Raw genomic sequence first — 22,653 nt, forward strand, 5'->3', positions numbered from 1 at the left:
GCATGACAACGAAGGAAGCGAAGGTGACCGAACATATTTCGGCCCAAGATGAGGTCAATCAACTGATGGCTAGAGCCAAGCAAGCTCAGCAGCAATTTCTGAAGCTGGATCAAGCACAGGTTGATCATATTGTGCAGTACATGGCTCTTGCTGGCATCGATAAGCACATGGTGCTTGCCAAATTAGCTGTAGAGGAGACCGGGCGCGGCGTCTACGAGGATAAAATCACGAAGAATCTATTCGCTACGGAATACATCTACCACAGTATTAAGAACCACAAAACGGTGGGTGTTATTGAGGAAAACCCATATGAGAACTATCAGATGGTAGCTGAACCGGTTGGTATTATCGCTGGCGTTACGCCAGTCACGAATCCGACTTCAACTACGATGTTCAAATCGTTAATCGCGATAAAAACCCGCAACCCGATCATCTTCGCCTTCCATCCATCTGCTCAACAATCAAGTGCCGCTGCAGCTGCAACGTTACTTGAAGCGGCTGTGAAGGCGGGAGCGCCTGAGCACTGTATTCAATGGGTGAAGCACCCATCCGTGGAAGCAACCCAGCTGCTGATGAATAATCCGGACGTCGCGCTTGTACTTGCTACAGGAGGTTCTTCGATGGTAAAAGCAGCCTACAGTACAGGGAAACCAGCATTGGGCGTTGGACCCGGCAACGTGCCCTGTTTCATTGAAAAAACAGCGAATTTACAGCAGGCTGTCAACGATTTGATTTTATCCAAGACGTTCGACAATGGCATGATTTGTGCCTCCGAGCAAGCCGTCATCATTGAGGAAGCCGTCTACGCGGAAACAAGAAGATTGATGGCTGATCAAGGCTGCTACTTCCTGAATAAAGAAGAAACGGCAGCCGTCTCCAAGCTTGTGATCAACGCCGAAAAATGTGCGGTGAATGCTGCTATTGTCGGTCAGTCTGCTGCGAAAATCGCCGAAATGGCGGGCATCAAGGTTCCGGCGGTAACGAAAATTTTGGTCGCGGAATTAACTGGAGTTGGCGAGGCCTTCCCCTTATCAGCTGAAAAATTAAGCCCTGTACTCGCTTGCTACAAAGTAAAAAATGCTGAACAAGGGATAGACCGGGCTGTGGAAGTCGTCAAATTCGGCGGCATGGGCCATTCGTCCGTTATCCACTCGCATAATGCGGAGGTCACTCAAGCCTTCTCCAATAAGCTGCAAACGGGACGCGTTATTGTCAATTCACCTTCCACGCACGGCGCGATCGGTGATATTTATAACACCAACCTGCCATCCCTGACGCTGGGCTGTGGCTCCTATGGTCATAATTCTACGACCTCCAACGTGAGCGCGGTCAATTTGATCAATGTCAAGCGGGTAGCTTACCGGACCGTCAATATGCAATGGTTCAAAATACCGCCGAAGATTTACTTTGAAAAAGGCGCCACGCAGTACTTGGAGAAAATGCCTGAGATTACACGGGTGATGATCGTTACGGACCCTATAATGGTAAAGCTCGGTTACGTAGAGCGAGTGGAATATTATCTCCGTAAGCGCCAGCTTCCCGTTTGTATTGAGGTGTTCTCCGACGTGGAGCCAGATCCGTCGGTTGAAACGGTAGAACGCGGCCGGGCTCAAATGGTCAGCTTCCAGCCAGACTGCATTATCGCATTAGGTGGAGGCTCTCCGATGGACGCGGCCAAGGCGATGTGGCTGTTCTATGAATATCCTGATACTAGCTTTGATGCGCTCAAGCAGAAATTCATGGATATCCGCAAACGGGTTTACAAATATCCGCGTCTGGGACGCAAAGCGAAATTTGTCGCCATTCCAACGACTTCAGGCACAGGCTCGGAAGTAACTTCTTTCGCCGTGATCACAGATAAGGAAAAAGGCAATACCAAGTATCCGCTTGCTGATTATGAGCTGACACCGGATGTAGCCATCATTGATCCTGACTATGTGTACAGCTTACCGAAAACAGCAGTTGCCGACACGGGCATGGACGTCCTAACCCATGCGATTGAAGCCTATGTTTCCGTCATGGCGAACGATTACTCCGATGGCTTGGCGATGAAGGCAATTCAGCTGGTGTTCCATAATTTGGTGAAATCCTTTGAAACGGGGGATCCAGTTGCGCGTGAGAAAATGCATAATGCTTCAACCATTGCCGGAATGGCTTTTGCCAATGCCTTCCTTGGCATTAACCATAGCTTGGCACATAAATGGGGAGGGGAATATCATACGGCGCATGGACGCACCAATGCGATTCTGATGCCGCATGTGATCCGGTACAATGCCCAGAAGCCGACGAAGTTTACTTCGTTCCCGAAATATGATCACTTCATCGCTGATCAGCGTTATGCAGAGATTGCACGCATGCTTGGGCTTCCTGCCAAGACTACGGAAGAAGGCGTGGGCAGCCTTATCGAGGCGATTCGTAAGCTGAACATAACACTTGGCATTCCGGAGAAGTTTCTGGATCTTGGTTTCAACGCTGAACAATTCGAGAAACGCGTAGATTACTTGGCAGATCGGGCGTTTGAAGATCAATGTACAACCGCGAATCCGCGGATGCCGTTAGTTACAGAATTGGCGGACGTTTACCGAAACGCTTTTTACGGAAAGTTCGAGTAAGATCAATAAGGAGGTGCCGTTATGGCGATACAAGAATCGGATTTAAAAGCAGGCAGCTGGAGAGGATTTATGCGAGGTAAGTGGGCCAACAGCATCGATGTGAAGGATTTTATCGATAAAAATATGACTGTTTATAAAGGTGATCAATCTTTCCTTGCAGGTCCTACGGAAGCAACGGTAGAGCTGTGGCGCATGTTAAGCGACCTTACCCGTAAGGAGAGGGAAAATGGTGGGGTATTGGACGTCGATGTCCATACCGTGTCGACGATTACCTCGCACGCGCCAGGCTACATTGAACAAAAGAAAGAGAAAATCGTAGGCTTACAAACCGATGCGCCGCTGAAGCGTTCTGTTCAGCCCTTTGGTGGTATTCGCATGGTGATGGATGCTTGCGAGGCTTATGGTTATAAGCTTCCGCAGGAAATTGTTCAGTTATTTACGGACATTCGCAAAACGCACAATCAAGGTGTGTTTGACGCCTATACCTCGGAAATGAAGACAGCGCGTAAAGCTGCGATCATTACGGGGTTACCGGATGCTTACGGTCGTGGTCGCATTATTGGCGACTACAGGCGCGTTGCCCTCTATGGCGTAGACCGCCTGATGTTGGAAAAGAAGGGCGATCTCCTGCAGTTAGAGGTCGATTCGATCACAGAGGATATCATCCAGCTACGCGAAGAAATATCCGAGCAAATCCACAGCTTGAGCGAGTTGAAGCAGATGGCAAGCGCCTACGGCTACGATATTTCAGAGCCAGCTTCGAATGCCGCTGAAGCCGTTCAATGGCTGTACTTCGCTTATTTGGGCGCCATTAAGGAGCAAAATGGTGCTGCGATGAGTCTTGGTCGTGTATCGAGCTTCCTCGATATTTATATCGAACGAGATTTGAGCGATGGAATTTTAACAGAAGAGGCGGCGCAGGAGCTGATTGACCATTTTGTCATGAAGCTGCGTATTGTTAAATTCTTGCGTACGCCTGACTATAATGAGCTCTTCAGTGGAGATCCCACCTGGGTAACTGAGTCGATTGGCGGTATGGGGCTAGACGGACGAGCGCGCGTTACGAAAAATTCGTTCCGCTTCCTGCATACCTTGTACAATTTGGGACCTGCCCCTGAGCCAAACTTGACGGTACTGTGGTCCACACAGCTGCCAGGTGGCTTCAAAGCATACTGTGCTAAGGTATCGGCCGAGACCAGCTCGATCCAATACGAAAATGACGATTTGATGCGCCCTTATTTTGGCGATGATTACGGCATCGCTTGCTGCGTATCCGCTATGCGAATCGGCAAGCAGATGCAGTTTTTTGGCGCCCGCGCCAATTTGGCCAAAGCGCTGCTCTATGCGATTAATGGCGGGGTGGATGAGAAGCTGGGTATACAGGTTGGACCAGAATTGGCTCCTTTGACTTCCGAAGTGCTGGTTTATGAAGAAGTCGCGGAGAAATTCGACACCGTGATGGAGTGGTTGGCAAAATTGTATGTCAATACGCTTAACGTCATTCACTATATGCACGATAAGTACTGCTACGAACGGCTGGAAATGGCGCTTCACGACCGTGAAATCGTTCGCACCATGGCTACGGGAATCGCGGGTCTATCTGTCGTCGCCGATTCGCTGAGTGCGATCAAGTATGCGAAGGTCCGTCCGATCCGCAACGAACAGGGGATCGCGTTTGATTTTGCAATCGAGGGTGAATACCCACAATACGGCAACAATGATGAGCGTGTAGACGCGATCGCCGTTCAATTGACTGAAACGTTTATGACTAAGATTCGGAAGCATCAAACGTATCGGGGTGCAGTGCCTACGATGTCCGTACTGACGATTACTTCCAATGTCGTATATGGCAAAAAGACTGGCAGCACACCGGATGGCCGCAAAGCCGGAGAGCCCTTTGCACCGGGTGCTAACCCGATGCACGGGCGTGATCGGAAGGGCGCATTGGCATCGCTCGCTTCCGTAGCAAAGATCCCTTATGAGCATTGCCAAGACGGCATATCCAACACGTTTTCCATCGTACCGAAGGCTCTTGGTCGTGAAGAAGAGACTCGCATAGAGAATCTGGTTTCGTTGCTGGATGGCTATATGGCGAATCAAGGCCATCATTTGAATATTAATGTGTTCGACCGCGCGCAACTTCTGGATGCGATGGAGCATCCAGAACAGTATCCGCAGCTGACGATTCGCGTATCCGGTTATGCAGTAAACTTCATCAAGCTGACGCGTGAACAGCAGCTTGATGTGATCCATCGTACATTCCATGGCACGATGTAAGATGAGAGGAGCGCAGACCGATGAAAGGACGCATACATTCCTTCGACACCTTCGGCACCGTTGACGGTCCGGGCATTCGCTTTGTGCTCTTCATGCAGGGCTGTGCACTGCAGTGCCAATACTGCCATAATCCGGATTCATGGGAGATGAATGCCGGCAGACAAATGGACGTAGAGGAAATAATGAACGAGATTGAGCCGTACCTGGCGTACTACCAGCACTCAGGCGGAGGTATAACCGTCACGGGTGGGGAGCCCACTTTGCAGGCTCCCTTCCTGGCGCGCCTGTTTGCCGAGTGCAAACGACGATGGGGACTGCATACCGTACTCGATACTAATGGATTTTGTGAGCCAAACCATGCTCAGGAACTTTTACATGTAACCGACTTGGTACTGCTAGATTTGAAGCAAATGAATTCGGATAAGCATATCACGTTAACAGCTCAACCGAATGATCGGATTAAACGGTTTGCTTATCATCTAAATGAGATCAACAAACCTTTGTGGATTCGTCACGTCTTAGTTCCAGGCTGGACAGACGATTACAAGGATTTGTTAGAACTTGGCATGTTCATTGGATCATTAGATCATGTAGAGAAACTTGAGTTGCTGCCGTACCACCGCATGGGTGTCTATAAATGGCAGCAGATGGGCAAGGTTTACCCCCTTGAAAACTGCCCCACCCCAACTGAACAAGAGGTGGTAAGAGCTAGAAGTATTATTGAACTCGGTATTCAAACTTATCAACCTGATGGTGTTGGACTAGAAGATTAGCCAACGAACAGCCCAAGGCTCTTTGCTAAATGGTGTGATCCAATATCGTTCGCGAATCAGGTTTAGGCGGGGATCATGCACATGTTAATAGAGCAATCGGAATGCCGGGGCTTGGCTCAAAAAGGTATCAGTAAATGAGCGAGTCCCAAATAATGTAAAAAACGTCTTCAACACCACGAAGCAAGTGGGGCTGGAGGCGTTTTTTTGTAAGATAATTTACGTCAGAGCGGGGGTTCGGAAATCCGGAAATGATTTTTGAGTCAGCCCCATTTTGTTACAATACCTGGCACTATCGAAAGTATCAGAGCATTAAATTGATGTAGATGTGATCAATATCACATCTGTATGAGGCATAAGGTTTTATGATTCTATTATTATGGGACGAAGGAAAGGACTACTCAGGATGATCAATAGGAGTCAGAGGTTTGCTCGCAGAGCAGTCAAGGTCGAACATGCCCAGAGCATGATCATGCAGCATGTGCAGCAAATGGACAGCGAGCATGTATCCATTGATTCATGTTTACATCGAAGGATTTCGGAACCGCTGTTCTCGAAAGAGTGCATGCCTCATTTTCGTCGATCCGGTTTGGACGGGTATGCGGTTTTGAGTGAAGAAGCTTCATTCGCGACGCCACAGAACCCCACTCGTCTCAAAGTGGTTGACGAGGTGCCTGCAGGAAGCATATCGAGTAAACAGGTTGTACCCGGAACAGCGATTCGCGTCATGACAGGATCAGCCATTCCAGAGGGATCGAATGCTGTCGTCATGTTCGAACAGACGGAAGAAATCCAGGAGGACGGACAAGTTTTCATTCACGTTAAACATAAGGTAGCTTATGGTCAGAACATTGCAGGCGTAGGGGATGAGATCACAACTGGGCAGTTGCTAATGGGCGTTGGCACTCGGATAGGACCAGGTCAAATCGCGCTGCTCGCGTCATTAGGCTTTGATAAAGTTCCTGTTGTCCGTCGCCCAGTAGTAGGCATATTAACGACTGGAAATGAACTTATTGCTGCTGGAGAACCTCTTCTACCTGGGAAAATCCGTAATAGTAATGCTTACATGCTTGCAGCGCAAGTCGAGCAATATGGCGGGCTCGCGGTCAAGTATGGAACGGTTCCTGATGACATGGATGAAGTCGCTCGGACGATTCGAACGGCGATAGAAGAATGCGACATACTCCTTGTTAGCGGGGGTGTGTCCGTCGGGGATTATGATGTTATGGCAGATTTCTTTTCTACGATGAAGGGGAACGGTATGGAACTGCTCTTCAATAAAATAGCTATGCGACCAGGCAGCCCGACTAGCGCCGCAATCATCAACAAAAAACTATTGTTCGGTCTGTCTGGCAACCCCGGCGCTTGCTTTGTTGGTTTTGAGCTGCTAGTCCGGCCTGTGCTGCTTACTATGCAAGGAACTGTAGACCCGTTCAATCAAGCTTCCAAAGCGGTGATGGCGGATGATTTTGGTAAAGGATGTCCGCACGATCGATATATCAGAGGACATATGACCTACTCCAATCAGCAAATGAGCGTAAGTGTGTTGAATAAAAACAGTTCTAGTATGCTGGTTTCAATACAACATGCAAATTGTCTCATCCTGATACCTTCTGGTTCGAAAGGAATTGCTGCAGGTCAGCAAGCTGAGGTTATTCCTCTTCCTTATGAAATTACTTTGTACGGAAAGTGAGAGACGAATAATGGGAAATCGCGATAAGCAAGTTCCTCAAATCACAGATGCTTTTGGCAGACCGCTTCGGGATTTACGTATATCCGTTACAGATCGCTGCAATTTCAGATGCAGATATTGTATGCCCGAAGAAGTATTTGGCCCCGATTTTCGCTTTCTTCCGCAAGAAAAGCTGCTCAGCCTTCCAGAATTGGAAAGGTTAACGCGGTTATTTGTATCGCTTGGTGTTGAGAAAATACGGATTACTGGCGGCGAGCCGCTGTTAAAAAAAAATATTGGTGAAATCATTACGCTGATCCGCGATATTAAGGGCGTTAGGGATATTGCCGTTACGACCAATGGATCACTGCTGAAACAAAAGGCAAGGGAGTTAAGAGACGCCGGATTAGCGCGCATCACCGTCAGTCTGGATAGTCTGAATGATGAGCGATTTGGCAGCATGAACGGGAGAGGATTTCCGGTAAATGGCGTGCTGGAAGGTATCGATGCTGCGGCTTCCACAGGATTATCCGTGAAGGTGAATATGGTTGTCCAAAAGGGAGTTAACGATCAGGATATTGTTCCCATGGCCAAATATTTCCGCGAGCGTGGTCATACTTTAAGATTCGTCGAATTTATGGATGTTGGGAATAGTAACGGATGGAATTTGAAGCACGTTCTGCCAAGTAAACAGATACTTGAAATCATTCATAAAGAGATGCCACTGGAACCAGTGGAACCGAATTATTTTGGCGAGGTTGCAACGCGTTATCGTTATCAGGGCTCCAATGATGAAATCGGCTTGATTTCCTCTGTAACCCAGGCTTTTTGCGGAAGCTGCACGCGAGCCCGGATATCTGCAGAAGGGCATCTGTATACTTGTTTGTTTGCTTCAAATAAGACAGATCTGCTGCGTATAATTAGAGCAGGTGCGAGTGACGACGAACTTAAAGCATTCATTGCTGCGGTTTGGGGGAAACGTCAGGATCGTTATTCTGAAACGAGATTAGAGCAAATGATACCTGTGCCGAAGGTTGAAATGTCTCATATTGGCGGTTAGTGTGATGTATCGCACAGCGACAGCCTGAATGCAGAGCTATACTAAACATATAAAGCAAAACGAATGAGAACTTGGGAGGGTTACGGAATGGAGGTAAATGACTTAAGCTACTGTACAGGGCTTGCTTCTTCAGATCCGGCTGCACTTGCTTTTGCAACAGACCGTTTAAAGGAAGAGCATGAACAATTACGAAGCCAATTAAGGATTCTCGAGTCGAATGCCAAAGAAGTCATCTTGATCGATGATACGGCAAAAGGGTTGCAAGTTCTTCAGCAACTGAGGACACAGACAGCTCAATTTGAGAACGAACTGGAGCAGCATTCCGAATGGGAAGAACAGGAATTGTTCCCTTTCCTTTTGACATATTTTCACCGTCAAATGGCTCCATCTATCATGCCTTCCTTCTGGGTTCTGGAAAAGGATCACCAGTTAGGGGTATCGTTTATTCAATCGTTCAACGAAGCCATTATCGAAGCACCCCCTTTAATCGTCAAAAAACGGCTAGTGGAAGCGGCCTCTAATCTCGTACAGGCATGCTTAATATTGAATGACCATTTCACGATGGAAGAGCAGCTTATATTACCCTTAACCGACAAAGTGCTTACGGACTTGGAATACTTTTTCTCATAGGAAATGTATGAAATAAGATTTTCGCATAAACGGCAATCTACCCGGTTTTCACCCGGCGATAGGTTGTCGTTTTTTTGCAAGATTGCTGAGTAGCAAGCTCGCGAAATTTTTTTTAATCACCAACCTATTGTGATCTTTCTCACTTCGCGCAAGCTTCACTCGCTTTATGATGAGAATATACCATTTCAATCTTTGTATAGTTGGATCTGTGAGGAGGAAGAAACGATGGCTATGAATGTAACGAATCGAGAGAAGCTAGTGCTTATAGGCAACGGCATGGCGGGAATAAATACAATTGAGCAAATGCTGAAGCTTGCGCCAGACAAGTATGAGATTACTGTGATTGGCAAGGAGCCATACCCCAATTATAACCGTATTCAATTGTCATATTTGTTGGAAGGGAGCAAGACATTCAAAGACACTATTCTGAACGATTATCCTTGGTACGAGCAAAACGGAATTCAATTGCTGACTGGGGTAGAGGCAACACGGATTGATCTTTCTACCAAGCGAGTGCAAATGAGTGATGGGCAGTTCAGGCCCTACGATAAGCTTATTATCGCGACCGGCTCCAATCCTGCTATGCTGCCAATACCCGGTGTCGATAAAGACGGAATTGTCAGCTTCCGCGATATGCAGGATTGCCAGCGAATGACTGATGCTGCGTGTACGTTCATGAGAGCGGCTGTGATCGGAGGCGGTTTGCTTGGACTTGAGGCTGCTAAAGGACTCCTGAAATTAGGCATGCAGGTTACTGTTGTTCATTTATGCCCGGACTTAATGGAAAGACAACTGGACTCAGCTGCGTCTGCCATGCTAAAGGCGGAATTGGAAGAGCAAGGAATTCAATTCCTATTGAACAAAAAGACTGTGGAGATACTTGGCGATAACCGTGTTAAGAGCTTGCAGTTCGAAGACGGTTCTAAGCTCGAAACGGATTTCGTCGTCATGGCAGTTGGCATTGTTCCTCTGACTACGCTAGCTCGTGATTGCGGATTAGAGGTAGGAAGAGGCATTATTGTCGATGATTATATGCAGACAAGTGCGCCTGACGTATATGCTGTCGGTGAGTGCAACCAACATCGTGGTATTAGTTATGGCTTAATCGCTCCGTTGTTTGAGCAAGGCGCCGTGCTAGCCAAGCATCTATGCGGGCTGTCTGCCCAGCCTTATCAAGGCTCGATTGTATCAACCAAGCTGAAAATATCTGGGGTAGATGTATTTTCCGCAGGAGAGTTTCAAGACGAACCTGGGCTGGACGTTATACGGATGCAGGACAACTGGAAAAAAACGTACAAAAAGGTGCTTCTTCGAGAAAATCGCATCGTGGGCGGCGTCTTGTTCGGTGACGTCAGCGACTCGGCGCAGCTGTTCAAATGGGTGAAGGCGCAGGAGACTATGACACGGGAAATTCATGAGCAACTCGTGGGTACGTCTCATATGGAGGGAGCCGATCCATTGGCCTTTGTAACTGCGATGCCGTCCGATGAGATCGTATGTGGCTGCAATGGGGTAACGAAAGGCATGATTATGCACGCGATAACGGAACAGGGGCTCAGCACCGTAGACGAAATAAAAACGTGTACTGGCGCAAGCCGGTCATGCGGAGGCTGCAAGCCAATGGTGGAGCAAATTCTTGCTATGACATTGGGAGATCGCTATGAGGGCAGTCATACTGTTGTCGAATCGCTTTGCGGCTGCACGACACATAATCGAGAAGACGTCATTTCAGCGATCCGTGATAATCGATTGACTCACGTTCGCGAAGTGATGCATGTGCTAGATTGGCATAACCTGGAAGGATGCACGAAATGCAGACCGGCTATCAACTATTATATCGGTATGGTATGGCCGGAAGCCTTCGAGGACGAGAAGGATTCTAGATTTGTCAACGAAAGGCTGCATGCGAATATCCAAAAGGACGGCACTTATACAGTTGTTCCTCGTATGTATGGCGGGGTTACGACGCCGGAGCAACTGCGTAAAATCGCAGATGTCGCTGACAAGTATGACGTGAAGATGGTCAAGGTTACGGGTGGACAACGTCTGATTCTCTTGGGCGTGAAAAAGGCGGATCTCCCTCATATATGGGAGGAACTCGGCATGCCTTCAGGGTATGCGTACGCTAAGGCGCTTCGAACGGTGAAAACATGCGTCGGATCTACATTTTGTAGATTTGGAACTCAGGATTCCATCGGCATGGGGATTGTGCTGGAGAAGAAGTTCGAACGGCTATGGATGCCTGCCAAGTTCAAAATGGCAGTTAACGGCTGTCCTCGTAACTGTGCCGAGGCGGAGATTAAGGACTTCGGCATCATTGGCAATGAGGGGGGCTGGGAGATCTATGTCGGTGGTAACGGCGGCGTGAAGTTAAGAGCCGCAGATCTCTTATGCAAGGTGAAAACGGACGAAGAGCTGATCGAGCTTGCGGGAGCCTTCATTCAATTTTATCGAGAGACTGGGAAGTACGGGGAGCGGACATCGGATTGGATCGAAAGGCTCGGTCTTCCTGCCATTGCCCAGGAGATTGTCGAGAATAAAGAGCGCCGGAAAGAGCTTGTGGCCAGGATTGAACTGGCGCTGCAAGGACTTCACGATCCTTGGAGGGAAGTTGTGGAGAACGAAGGGCTGCGGCACCAATTATATGAAAACATTCATGTGAAATGAGGAGGAGAAGTATGGAAGCAGTAAAGATTAGTGGTAATGTGAGCTATTACTCGGTGGGTAGTCTAGAAGATTTCCCTTTGCATCTGGGGAAGGCCGTTGGAATCGGAGAAACGGAGATCGCCGTGTTCCGTTTGTCCGAAAGTATCTTGTATGCCCTGGAGAATAGAACCGGGCATAAGAAGGGAGGCCCTCTGGCGGAGGGTCTCATCAGCGGCGAATATGTGTACTGTCCGCTACGCGATTGTAAAATAAGTCTAATGACGGGGGAAGTTCAGTCTCCTGACACAGGACAAGTAAGAACATTCCCTATTTGCATAGAAGGCAATACCGTTCTTATCGGCATTGAGTAGAACGTTTCGATGCCACTTAACATCGTCAATAGCGGTAAAGCGGGGGACTTCGCAATCAAATGAACCTGCAGGCCACCTACTCCTTTCGCAATGCTCTAGTTTGGTGTTTTGTCGTACAATGCCAAACAACTCTCACTTGTCCGGCATTGATCTCATGATCTTTATTCTACGGTTACTCACCCTTTCATATTTTCTTTTACTCACTGTGATTTATATTACAGTCGGATTTCTAACCACTTGTTATACTCTATTTACACTAGAAGGAGGTTAATACTATGGCTAAAATTAAAGAATGGAATCCGGAAGACCCTCAATTTTGGAAAAACGAAGGAAAGCGACATGCTACAAGAAATTTGTGGATATCTGTGCCTTCTCTCATGCTTGCATTTATCGTATGGCAGATTTGGTCCGTTGTTGCCGTTCGTCTAAATGATATCGGATTTCATTTTACTCAAGATCAATTGTTTACCTTGGCTGCTATTCCGGGGCTTGTTGGCGCAACTTTACGATTCGTCTACACCTTTGCAGTTGGGAAATTTGGTGGGCGTAACTGGACCGTGATATCAACAGGACTACTTGTTATCCCTGCAGTAGGAATAGGAGTGGCTGTGCAGGATCCAACAACCTCATTTTCCGTAATGCTGCTATTGGCTGCTCTGTGCGGCTTGGGTGGAGGAAATTTCTCATCGTCTTTGTCCAACATCAGTTTCTTTTATCCGAAAAAGGAAAAAGGTACCGCTCTAGGCATTAATGGCGGACTTGGTAATATGGGCGTATCTGTTGTCCAATTTGTAACTCCTCTAATCATTACAGCCAGTACTTTCGCATTGGTTGGTGGAGAAGGACAATTGTTAAAGAACGGGCAGACTGTATGGCTTCAGAACGCAGCATTTATTTGGGTAATTCCGATTCTTGTAATGACTGTAGTTGCTTTTTTTGGAATGAATAATTTGCCAGGAACCAAACAATCGTTCTCCGAACAATTTGTCATCGTCAAGCGTAAGCATACCTGGATTATGACATGGCTTTATGTAGCAACTTTCGGATCGTTCATTGGATATTCAGCAGCGTTTCCATTACTTTTGAAATCTCAATTCCCTGAGCATGTATCATTGGCCTTTTTGGGTGCATTTGTCGCTGCTGCAGCACGGCCTGTAGGCGGATGGCTGGGGGATAAATTTGGCGGTTCCCTTGTTACTGCAGTCGTACTTGTCACTATGGGGCTTGGAGCCGTAGGTGTTATTTACTTTATTAATCTTCATCAGTTTGGCGGATTTTTAGCAGCGTTCCTTATCCTCTTTTTGGCTGCTGGAACGGGTTCTGGTTCTACCTTCCAAATGATACCTTACATTTTCCCAGCTAAAGAAGCAGCGCCTGTTTTAGGCTTCACAGCTGCCTTTGCAGCTTACGGTTCATTCTTCATCCCTAAGCTTTTCGGTTGGGCAACTAAATCGACCGGCAGTCCGGTTACAGCCTTCTACTTCTTTATCGGTTTCTATTTGATCTCGATGATCTTAAATTGGCATTTCTATCAAAGCAAAAAGGCTGAAATTACATCCTTTGTAATGCCCAAAACGAAAAAGGCTTAGTTGATTACCTAGCAACGCATGCAGAACCATTCATCCAAAACATGCTTAAAAACCTCTATAAGCAGAAGGGCCGTTCAACCGAACGGTCTTTTTTTTGTTTTGACGCTCAAGGCTGTGGAAATACACTCTGTAAGCAGGGTTGTAGAGAGGGAAACAGAAGAACGCTGTTCGCTTGCGCGATATGTCGAATTATGTCGATATTTGTTTTGATGACTTGTCACGAGTATTTCGATATTAAATCGGGCTCACAGTGATTTTTCTCACAGAGCGCAACGGTTAATTCATGCTTTAATACAAGTGAGGAGATCAACAAGTGAAGGGGAAATGATAAACATGAATCGAGCATTTGCGTCAAAATTCGCCAAAAGTGTCTTTCTTGTAATTTGCGGTTTGGTGATTCTTATGGGAATTGGATCGAGGCTTTTTACACACATTGACTTGGCTTTATACGGTTATATGATAGGCACCGTCGTTTTTATCTGCGGCTTCTTTTATCGCTTTATTGCTTGGGGGGAGCGGCCGCCTGCCAAAATTATTCTAAAAAAAGGCATCAAGCTGTTGTTTCGAAAAAGTACGCCAAAGACAGCCACGGAGCATCTCGTCACTCATCGCTTTATTTGGAATCGCGGGTGGTACCGCTGGACACAGCACGTTCTTCTTGGTTGGGGCTGCATTCTATCAGCCTTTGTAACTTTCCCCCTCGTGTTCGGCTGGATGTACTTCACGATGGGTGAGAATGGCACTTACACAGTCGTAGGCTTCGGCATCGATATCATGCGGATTAAAGCGGATGGACTTCTGGGGTTTCTGTTCTATAACGCATTAAATATTACAGCCTTCATGGTTATCGGCGGCGTATGCATGGCGTTATACCGCAGACTTAAAAATATGCAGGCAATTGCTGAACAAACGCTGATCTATGATTTTCTGCCACTCTATATGCTACTACTCGTAAGCATAACAGGACTGATGCTTACCTTCTGTAATATATTCCTTCACGGCTATGGACACCCGGTTATCACTTTAATCCACCAATGGTCCGTGATTGTAACATTGATCTATGTTCCTTTCGGTAAATTGGCCCATATCCCGTTCCGTCCGATGAGCGTGTTTGCCAGAAATTATCGAGAACATTACGCAGAGCAAGCGACGAAAAACTGCAAGGTTTGCGGAAATGGCTTCGTATCTGTTGAGCAATCCAATGACGTTATCGCCGTACTGAAAGTAAACGAGATTGAATTCAAAACGGAAGAGGGCTATCACTTGGCTGAGCTCTGCCTGCCATGCCGCCGGAAATACAGAATGTCACGCTTCACAGGAATACCGACCCATCAGATTCGCGTGAAGGAGGCCAACCAGAATGCTAAAGGATAAGTTCTTTAAAGAGATCAATAACAAAATACATCCGAACGAAACATTAGTGGCGACCCATTGTTGCTATTGCGCTATGCAGTGCGGCATGAATCTGCGCGTAAATACCGATACCAATAAAATTATCGGTGTAGAACCAAGATATGACTGGCCGGTGAACCTCGGGAAAATGTGTCCCAAAGGAGTAACGGCTTACCAGCAAACTAATCATGATGATCGTCTGCTGCGGCCGTTGATTCGTGACGATGCTTCGAAAAAAGGCACGAAGGAAGGATTTCGCGAAGCCTCATGGGACGAAGCGTACGACCTGATTGTGCGAAAAGTTAAAGAGATGCAGGCCAACTACGGCAAAGATTCGGTAGCGGTGTACGGCGGCGTTTCGATGACCAATGAAAAATGCTACTTGAATGGAAAATTTGCCCGGGTTGCTCTGCAAACGCGCTATATCGACTACAATGGCAGATTCTGTATGGCAAGTGCGGCATCGGGCCTAAATCGTTCCCTTGGTGTAGACCGTGGTTCGACGGTGCCATGGACGGATGTACACCAAACCGACTGCCTGTTTCTTGCCGGCAGTAATGCGTCGGAATGCCATCCCACTATGATGTTCCGGGTATGGGAAGTACAGGATCGGGGCGGCTATCTGATCGTGGCCGACCCACGGGAGACTGCGCTCGCCAGAAGAGCGGACGTCCACCTTGACCTGCGGCCCGGTACCGACCTTGCACTGGCCAACTGCATGATAAATCTGCTGAATCAAAACGGCCATATAGACAAGGAATTTATACGTAATCACACGAATGGATTTGAAGAAACACTGGAGGTTGTCAAACAATTCACCCCTGAATATACAAGCGAAATTACTGGCGTTGCGCCAGAAAAACTGATCCGCGCTGCGGAGATTTACGGCAAAGCGCCAAACGCGATCGTCATGTTTTGCCGCGGTATCGAGCAGCAGGAAAAAGGCACGGACAATGTTAGTGCGTATATCAATATGGCGTTGGTGACCGGTAAAATAGGCCGCCCGAAATCGGGTGTCGCCACAATAACCGGTCAGGGAAATGGTCAGGGAGGCCGCGAACACGGGCAGAAGGCGGATGCGTTGCCAGGTTACCGGAAAATTACGAATCCCAAGCATGTTGAAGAGGTATGCAAAGTCTGGGGAATTAAACCGGAAGAGATGCCGCTGCCTGGCGTTTCGGCTTATGAAATGTTTGAATTAATGGAGAATAAAACGATCCGGGCTCTTTTCCTGCTTTGCTCCAATCCGGCCGTGTCGGCTCCCAACCTAAATTATGTTCGCAAAGTATTGAAAGAAGACCTGGAATTTATGGTGGTCAACGATATGTTCTTATCGGAATCGTGCGAATTCGCTGACGTCGTTCTTCCGACCACAACCTGGTCTGAAGATGAGGGTACGACGACCAATCTTGAAGGCCGAATTATCAAAATCAATAGAGCCCAGGAGCCGGTCGGCGAGTCGAAACCAGACTGGCTGATCCAGGTGGAGCTTGCTGAGCGTCTTGGCCGCGGCGATTACTTCCGTCATCTGAAAACGGCCAAAGATGTGTACGATGAGTTGAGACTGGCTTCCAAAGGAGGTTACGCCGATTACTACGGCGCCACCTGGGAGAAAATTGAAAAGCAAAAAGGCGTATTTTGGCCCTGCAAAGATGAAGCCGATCCGGGTACACCATACATGTTTTTAGATCAAAAATATTATTATCTGGATGGAAAGGCAAAAATTTGTGCGCTCCCTTACAGACCGCCTGCTGAGGAACCTTGCGAACAATATCCGCTTCGTATGACCAATGGTCGAGTCGTGTATCACTACTTATCCGGGAATCAAACAAGAAGAATTCCGTTTCTCAGAGACATGTGCCCAGAGCCTTTTGTAGAGGTTCATCCTGAAACTGCAGAGCAATATGGAATATCGCATGACGAAGTAGTTAGGCTATTTACACGACGCGGAGAAGCCTTTTATAAAGTGAAAATTACTGAAGCGATTCGTAAAGATACGGTCTTTGTTCCTTACCACTGGGGGCATGAACAATCTATTAATCTATTAACGATCCCGGCGTTAGACCCGATTTCAAGAATGCCAGAATTTAAGGCCTGTGCAGCCCAGATCGAAAAGCAACCAGAGAGGGTGAACATCCGATGAAACAGCATCTATATATTGAAATGGATAACTGCATCGGCTGTCGAAGCTGTTTGGCTGCCTGTACGCAATGCGGAGGACACGATGAAAGAAACCGCAACTACGTTTACGATGTTAATCCGCTTGTAACGCGGCAAACGATTCCTTTAATGTGTCTGCACTGTGTAAATCCAGCCTGTGCCAGAAGCTGTCCAGCACAGGCCATTCAAATCACAGAAGAGGGCGCGGTACTCTCAGCTCTGGTTGAGAAATGCATCGGCTGTCAGAACTGCACCATCGCTTGCCCATACGGAATCCCTAAATTCGATGAAGAGCAGAACCTGATGTATAAATGCGATCTTTGTTATGACCGTACCAAAGAGGGCATTCCGCCAATGTGCGCTTCTGTTTGTCCTACCAATACCCTCCAATGGGTAACAGAGGAAGAACTGGCGGCGAAGAAGGCCCAGCATAAATTAGGGAAATGGACGGCTAGTTATCAACCTTTCGAACCGCTTGAAGGGGACACGAATGTAAAGATTAGCCTTCCGGGCATTCTGCAAGGTAAGCAAAAATTGTTCTAATCTACTTGTGATGGGGTGAGCCTGCATGGAACAGGACAACAAGCGCGACAATAATCATAGTCCATTTAATGAAGACAATTATACGCATAATATAAGGAAAAATAATGAAAGAAAACTGGATCGTCGAGGCTTTATGAAGACGTTGGTCGGGGCCGCGGGCGTCTTCGCCGTATCTACACTCCCTTGGGGAGCGTTGGCAGCCAAAGAACTGACTAGCTTGAAGAAGAAGGCGTATCCGGAGCTTAAAATCACTGATATCAGCTCGCTGAAGGTCGGAGACTCGGTTGAATTCGCTTATCCAGGTGAGCATGATTCGGCGCTCTTGATTCGACTTGGCGAGGATGAATACAAAGCCTATCAGAATGCATGTACGCACCTCAAATGCCCCGTTTTCTGGAGCAGTGAAAAGGATGAGATGATATGCCCTTGCCATCATGGTATTTTCGATGCCAGAACAGGAGCGCCAACTGCTGGCCCTCCGAGAAGGCCCTTGCCAGAGGTACTGCTGAAGAAGGAACAGGGCGCGATTTACGCGACGGGAGTGAAGCGCTATGAAACGTAGCTATTTAGGCGTTGTCTTACTTTGTATTATGTTGTTTCTGAACATTCTTTGTACACAGAAAGCAGTGAATGCGTACTTTTTCGATCAGTATCGTTCCGTTATTCTCTACGCGATCTGCAATATTTTGTTATTTCCAGCCGCTATATGGATCTATCGCCGTGAGCGTGATGTTAAGTGAATATCAAGAACATGTAATTGCTAAGGGATGCCGTTTACAATGCCGGATTGTTTACACAAAAATGGCTTAAAGCAGGAAGGAAAATGGACGATGCCTTGTGAGTTTGCTTTAGATCTTTGCTTTATTCGTGAACACACACAATCTCCCTTACAGACAGTCATCGATCAGCAATTGCATGGACTTTTTGTCGGTAAAGGAACCTGGTACATTGACCATCGGGAAGAGGAAGGACTCGACATTGTTGTCGCCGAAGTCAAAGGCTTGGCGACATGGGAGACCGAAGACGATATCCTTCGGTATATCGAAGAGTCTGTTGAGACGGATGTAGCTTCTGAATCGGATTGCTGGGACTATCTACTGGCGTATCAGGTGAAAGTATCTCCTAAATTAGATGCGGGCTGCTGCCGCATAAAAACGAGGTGAACGTTATGAAGTGGGAAGATAAACTGTCGCGTTGGCTTGGCACTCAGATCGAGGTGAATATCGAAGATCAGGCAGGTCTGGATCCCGTAGCACCACCTAAAAAAATGACCCTTGAAAAAATAAGTATTACTGATAACCAGGAATATATGCAAATCTATATGAATGAACATCAATTTATAGCAATTCCCTTAAGGGGAGATGAATTTACAAGCTTAGTATGCTCAGATGAAGGATCGGTGCTTCGCTCATCGGACATATCAGCACAGCTAGTGTATAAAGTTCATTTTGGTTTATAACCCGTAAAATAAGTTATTCAAATATGTAATGATAGGTGCCTAACTTCCAGGGTTGTTGACAAACACGCGTTATAGAGAGAGTTAAGAAGAACCGTATAGAATTAAAATCTATGAAAAACCAATGTTTGGGTGCAGCCCATCATTGGTTTTTCATTTGTCGCCTCACATGGGCGGCATCTAGGATGCAAGTCCCGAATGCTGATCAACACTGCAAGCAATGGGGAAAGCAGGATAATCCTTACCGCAGATGGAAAAGAGATATACTCACTTGGTTTATCAGCAGAAAGAGGTGAGAATCAGCTTTTGTCTTTTGAAGCTGACTTAAACGGAGCTAATGAACTTACCATAAAAATGATCAATGATGATCCAAATTCGAGTACAAATGCCATCATGTGGGACATTACTCTTACAGAAGTAAACACGGGACAAAAAAATTAAGGCTCTGTTTTCGTTTATTGTTGATTTCCGAACAAAAGAAAACCGCGCACTGAAAAGGCGGTTAATTTAACTCGTGTCCCATTAGCTTATGATGATTACTTATAAAGGAGCAATGACTGAAGCATCACGTTACGGAACTACAATGACCTGAGACGATTTGCCATTTCCCAATCCGATACTGCCAAACACGAGTGTAACAGAACTCGCCTTCAAATGGAGTTCCGAAAGTACCCGTTAAAGTCACTCGTGTAACGGTTACGGCTAACATATCCAAGAGCCTAATTCTTTGGTCTAAAATATCAATTCCAGTAATTTTCAAGTTGCCTGAACGGTGGGCTTCAATATCAGTTTCTTTTGATAAAATTTGTCCGAAATGATTGACGAAGATAAGGTCCTCAGCAATCAGTTCATCTAACACTTCCACATTGCTGGATAGCATTGCTGTCCGAAGACGTTCTTCAAAAGCAATGATTTTGGTTTCATCCACAAAAAAACCTCCTTTTAATATCTGTCTAACATACCCTACTGCCCAAGATTTTTGACGATGAAGATTGGTGTTTGTCTCATTTACAGTAAACAGGCAAGAGGAGACCAGCATATTTTTCTTATTCGACGTTGTGTTCTCATATTTCTTGCTGTCAAAGTAACGGAACCAAGCCAGATAATGTTGCAAATACTTGGTTGCTAAGCCATTAAAGCGGTCAATCCAACGTTTCAAACGACTATGATAGTTGTTTACATTCTGAATGTGGTAAACGCCTTTAACTCGCTGTTTCCAATCCGACTTGAATCGGTAATGGGCTAAGCCTTTCGAATTAGCATAGGAACTAAATGCCCTCCCGAGCGACATGGCTGCACGGATCAATAACAACAGCCTCAAGCACGACACAACGGTTATGAGCGATGATCTACTAGACGAACTGCGGCTATACCGAAACCAGCTCTTTTACATAAGATTTGCTTGCGGTAAGAATTTTAGCGCTTAATTCAGGGTCATTAACTGAACGGGCTAAAAGAAGTGAACCGATCATCGTGCTGATTAAAGCCATACTTTTTTGATCGTTGTTTCCTAGCAGTCCCGAAATAAAAGAAAAGAATCGCGTGATTTCTTCCGTAAACACTTGTCTTACTTCTCCCGAAGAACGTGAAATTTCAACGGATAAAGTGGGAATGATACAGCTTTCTTCCAGTTTATCCCGATGGACTGTACTTAGGTAGTGTTCGATAACCGTTTGAATTTTCTCGTTCTCTGGCGATTTGTCCGCAGAGTTTCGCAGTAGGGTGATGGTTTCTTCAATTGCATTCCGGCATGCTTCGGCAACGAGTTGATCCTTGCTCTCGAAGTGGGCGTAGAATCCACCGTGAGTTAAACCAGCTCCCTTCATGATTTGTGGCACGCTCACCTCTTTAATGCCGCTTATCCGAAATGCCTGGGTAGCGCTTTTCAATATTTTCCTACGGACTTCCATTTTATGTGTCTTTGTGTAAGGCAAATCCATCACTCCCAATAGCCATTTTGATCTGTATAAATATTATAGTTATCATATATTGGAGTGTCAAATGGGGTAAGACAACACGCCTTTTATCTAAAGATTGCAGCGGTGCCCTAATTCGGCAGTAATTCCATTAAATATACCAAGCTCACTATTGATTGTCTTCGTGGATTTCCAGCGCGCGACAATGGATCCTTGACTGGTTTTAAATATGATGCATATAATATATATTATTATAATCATAAATAAAGCGCAGCGAAACACTGCTCTGTATTTTCGAAGTGATTACATAGATTCATACACTAGGAGGAAACGACATGAATGTGAAGAAAAAAGATAACTTAATGGACAATACGATTCTAATGAAAGATCAAAGCAACATGAGTGAGTTCACCGCTGAGACGGCGGATACCCTCTATCTGGAGGCGGAAGGTGTGCGGTTCGCGTACCGGTCGTTCGGTGAGCAATCGGACGTTCCTCTCGTATGCTGCCAACGCTTCCGAGGTACTATGGATGATTGGGATCCGGCGGTGATCAACGGCTTGGCCCGCGAACGCCGTATCATCCTGTTCGACAACGCAGGTGTGGGATTATCTTCGGGTGAGTCGCCAAACAGTATGGTCGGCATGGCGAATAATGCGATCTCATTCCTGGAGGCGCTCGGTCTTACGCAAGTCGATCTCCTCGGATTCTCAATGGGCGGTTCCGTCGCCCAAGCGATGACGCTACTACGTCCAGAACTTGTTCGACGACTTATTCTCGCCGGAACGGGGCCTGGTGCAGGAGATGGCATACAAGGAGGAAAGCCCGAGGTATTCCAAGTCGCCGGCAAACCGATTAATGATTCCGAAGATTTTATGTATCTCTTTTTCGAGCCCACCGAGACTAGCCTTGCGGCGGGACGTGCCTATCTGAAGCGACTCGAAGGACGACAAAGTCCCCGCGAACCCCTTGTCAAACCTGAAACCGTGAAAGCACAATTATTGGCCATCGTCGCTTGGGCAACGGGCGAGGGATCCTACACACGACTAAGTGAGATCAAGCAACCGGTCCTTGTAGCGAATGGACAAAATGATATCATGGTGCCCACGGTTAATTCGTTCATTATGTCGCAGCGGTTGCCGAATGCACAACTGATCGTCTATCCGGATTCCGGACACGGGTTCCTCTTCCAGTATCCAGACCTTTTCGTCGAGCATGCACTGCTGTTCATAAGGTAATAACGCGCCCAATGCGTAAGTTAGGAAATAACTTCACCCCCAAGAGCGATTTCCGTTCTTGGAGCAGACCTGTAAACGAAGCAAAATGGAGAACAGCTTAACAACAGTTACATTGGTCCATTAAAATAAACTTTAATTGAATCTTTTTTTATACCAAATTTATCAATATGATTTACTAGTTGAGTTACGAGTATATCAATAATTCTAATAACAGAGTAACTAGTCCCCATGGAAAGGAGAAAGAAATATGAATAAGGATGTTATTGTTTATCTTGATCGTATGGATTACAGTAACCGAAGATGTTTACCTTCATCTCGATC

At 46.6% G+C, this 22,653-nt stretch carries 20 protein-coding genes and 1 pseudogene; 18 read left to right on the forward strand and 3 right to left on the reverse strand.

Going from position 1 to position 22,653, the window contains the following annotated elements:
- Window positions 1–2: 2 nt before the first annotated feature.
- The 17 genes from adhE (at window position 3) to GK047_RS07355 (ending at window position 19,619) form a co-directional block, all read left to right on the forward strand.
- Window positions 3–2,612 (forward strand): bifunctional acetaldehyde-CoA/alcohol dehydrogenase, encoded by a 2,610-nt coding sequence (gene adhE, locus GK047_RS07275; RefSeq protein WP_163943184.1) that lies wholly within the window; start codon window positions 3–5, stop codon window positions 2,610–2,612.
- Window positions 2,613–2,633: 21 nt separating this feature from the next.
- Entirely contained in the window at window positions 2,634–4,889 is a 2,256-nt protein-coding gene (gene pflB / locus GK047_RS07280; protein ID WP_163943187.1) for a formate C-acetyltransferase, read from the forward strand.
- A gap of 20 nt (window positions 4,890–4,909) precedes the next feature.
- Complete coding sequence (gene pflA / locus GK047_RS07285) at window positions 4,910–5,662, forward strand: pyruvate formate-lyase-activating protein (RefSeq protein WP_163943190.1); 753 nt, start codon at window positions 4,910–4,912, stop codon at window positions 5,660–5,662.
- 403 nt (window positions 5,663–6,065) lie between these two features.
- Complete coding sequence (locus GK047_RS07290; protein ID WP_163943192.1) at window positions 6,066–7,352, forward strand: molybdopterin molybdotransferase MoeA; 1,287 nt, start codon at window positions 6,066–6,068, stop codon at window positions 7,350–7,352.
- Window positions 7,353–7,362: 10 nt separating this feature from the next.
- Window positions 7,363–8,391: a GTP 3',8-cyclase MoaA gene (gene moaA, locus GK047_RS07295; RefSeq protein ID WP_163943195.1), complete on the forward strand. Its 1,029-nt coding sequence runs from the start codon at window positions 7,363–7,365 to the stop codon at window positions 8,389–8,391.
- Window positions 8,392–8,478: 87 nt separating this feature from the next.
- Complete coding sequence (locus tag GK047_RS07300; protein ID WP_163943198.1) at window positions 8,479–9,021, forward strand: hemerythrin domain-containing protein; 543 nt, start codon at window positions 8,479–8,481, stop codon at window positions 9,019–9,021.
- A 225-nt stretch (window positions 9,022–9,246) separates the two neighbouring features.
- Window positions 9,247–11,688, forward strand: coding sequence for a nitrite reductase large subunit NirB (gene nirB, locus GK047_RS07305; RefSeq protein WP_481855935.1), 2,442 nt, complete (start codon window positions 9,247–9,249; stop codon window positions 11,686–11,688).
- Window positions 11,689–11,699: 11 nt separating this feature from the next.
- Window positions 11,700–12,038, forward strand: a complete 339-nt coding sequence (gene nirD, locus GK047_RS07310) for a nitrite reductase small subunit NirD (protein ID WP_163943202.1) — start codon at window positions 11,700–11,702, stop codon at window positions 12,036–12,038.
- Between the two features lie 275 nt (window positions 12,039–12,313).
- On the forward strand, window positions 12,314–13,627 hold the full coding sequence (locus GK047_RS07315; protein WP_163943205.1) for an MFS transporter: 1,314 nt from the start codon (window positions 12,314–12,316) through the stop codon (window positions 13,625–13,627).
- A gap of 333 nt (window positions 13,628–13,960) precedes the next feature.
- On the forward strand, window positions 13,961–15,001 hold the full coding sequence (locus GK047_RS07320) for a hypothetical protein (protein ID WP_163943207.1): 1,041 nt from the start codon (window positions 13,961–13,963) through the stop codon (window positions 14,999–15,001).
- On the forward strand, window positions 14,988–17,162 hold the full coding sequence (locus GK047_RS07325) for a molybdopterin oxidoreductase family protein (protein ID WP_163943211.1): 2,175 nt from the start codon (window positions 14,988–14,990) through the stop codon (window positions 17,160–17,162). The genes GK047_RS07320 and GK047_RS07325 overlap by 14 nt, the downstream gene beginning before the upstream one ends.
- Window positions 17,159–17,722 carry a 4Fe-4S dicluster domain-containing protein gene (locus GK047_RS07330; protein ID WP_163943214.1) on the forward strand — a complete coding sequence of 188 codons (564 nt, stop codon included), beginning with the start codon at window positions 17,159–17,161 and terminating at the stop codon, window positions 17,720–17,722. The genes GK047_RS07325 and GK047_RS07330 overlap by 4 nt, the downstream gene beginning before the upstream one ends.
- A gap of 25 nt (window positions 17,723–17,747) precedes the next feature.
- Complete coding sequence (locus GK047_RS07335; protein WP_163943217.1) at window positions 17,748–18,284, forward strand: Rieske 2Fe-2S domain-containing protein; 537 nt, start codon at window positions 17,748–17,750, stop codon at window positions 18,282–18,284.
- On the forward strand, window positions 18,274–18,462 hold the full coding sequence (locus GK047_RS07340; RefSeq protein ID WP_163943219.1) for a hypothetical protein: 189 nt from the start codon (window positions 18,274–18,276) through the stop codon (window positions 18,460–18,462). The genes GK047_RS07335 and GK047_RS07340 overlap by 11 nt, the downstream gene beginning before the upstream one ends.
- Window positions 18,463–18,501: 39 nt before the next feature.
- A complete protein-coding gene (locus GK047_RS07345; RefSeq protein ID WP_163943222.1) occupies window positions 18,502–18,885 on the forward strand; it encodes a hypothetical protein in 384 nt (127 codons plus the stop codon).
- A gap of 5 nt (window positions 18,886–18,890) precedes the next feature.
- On the forward strand, window positions 18,891–19,181 hold the full coding sequence (locus GK047_RS07350; protein WP_163943224.1) for a hypothetical protein: 291 nt from the start codon (window positions 18,891–18,893) through the stop codon (window positions 19,179–19,181).
- 195 nt (window positions 19,182–19,376) lie between these two features.
- Window positions 19,377–19,619, forward strand: a complete 243-nt coding sequence (locus tag GK047_RS07355; RefSeq protein ID WP_163943227.1) for a hypothetical protein — start codon at window positions 19,377–19,379, stop codon at window positions 19,617–19,619.
- Between the two features lie 124 nt (window positions 19,620–19,743).
- On the opposite strand, the gene GK047_RS07360 is transcribed toward GK047_RS07355, so the two are convergent.
- The 3 genes and pseudogenes from GK047_RS07360 to GK047_RS07370 all read right to left on the reverse strand — a co-directional run bounded on the left by GK047_RS07360 (window position 19,744) and on the right by GK047_RS07370 (window position 21,112).
- Entirely contained in the window at window positions 19,744–20,106 is a 363-nt protein-coding gene (locus GK047_RS07360; RefSeq protein WP_163943786.1) for a DUF4440 domain-containing protein, read from the reverse strand.
- Window positions 20,107–20,166: 60 nt separating this feature from the next.
- Window positions 20,167–20,457: pseudogene (locus tag GK047_RS29510) on the reverse strand (IS1595 family transposase); the annotation flags it as partial.
- An 88-nt stretch (window positions 20,458–20,545) separates the two neighbouring features.
- Window positions 20,546–21,112 carry a TetR/AcrR family transcriptional regulator gene (locus tag GK047_RS07370; protein ID WP_163943230.1) on the reverse strand — a complete coding sequence of 189 codons (567 nt, stop codon included), beginning with the start codon at window positions 21,110–21,112 and terminating at the stop codon, window positions 20,546–20,548.
- Between the two features lie 317 nt (window positions 21,113–21,429).
- Between GK047_RS07370 and GK047_RS07375 the strand changes: the two genes are divergently transcribed.
- Window positions 21,430–22,332 (forward strand): alpha/beta fold hydrolase, encoded by a 903-nt coding sequence (locus GK047_RS07375; protein ID WP_240343783.1) that lies wholly within the window; start codon window positions 21,430–21,432, stop codon window positions 22,330–22,332.
- The last annotated feature ends 321 nt before the right edge of the window (window positions 22,333–22,653 follow it).

This window comes from Paenibacillus sp. SYP-B3998, assembly GCF_010820665.1.
In the GTDB taxonomy this organism is placed as follows: domain Bacteria; phylum Bacillota; class Bacilli; order Paenibacillales; family NBRC-103111; genus Paenibacillus_E.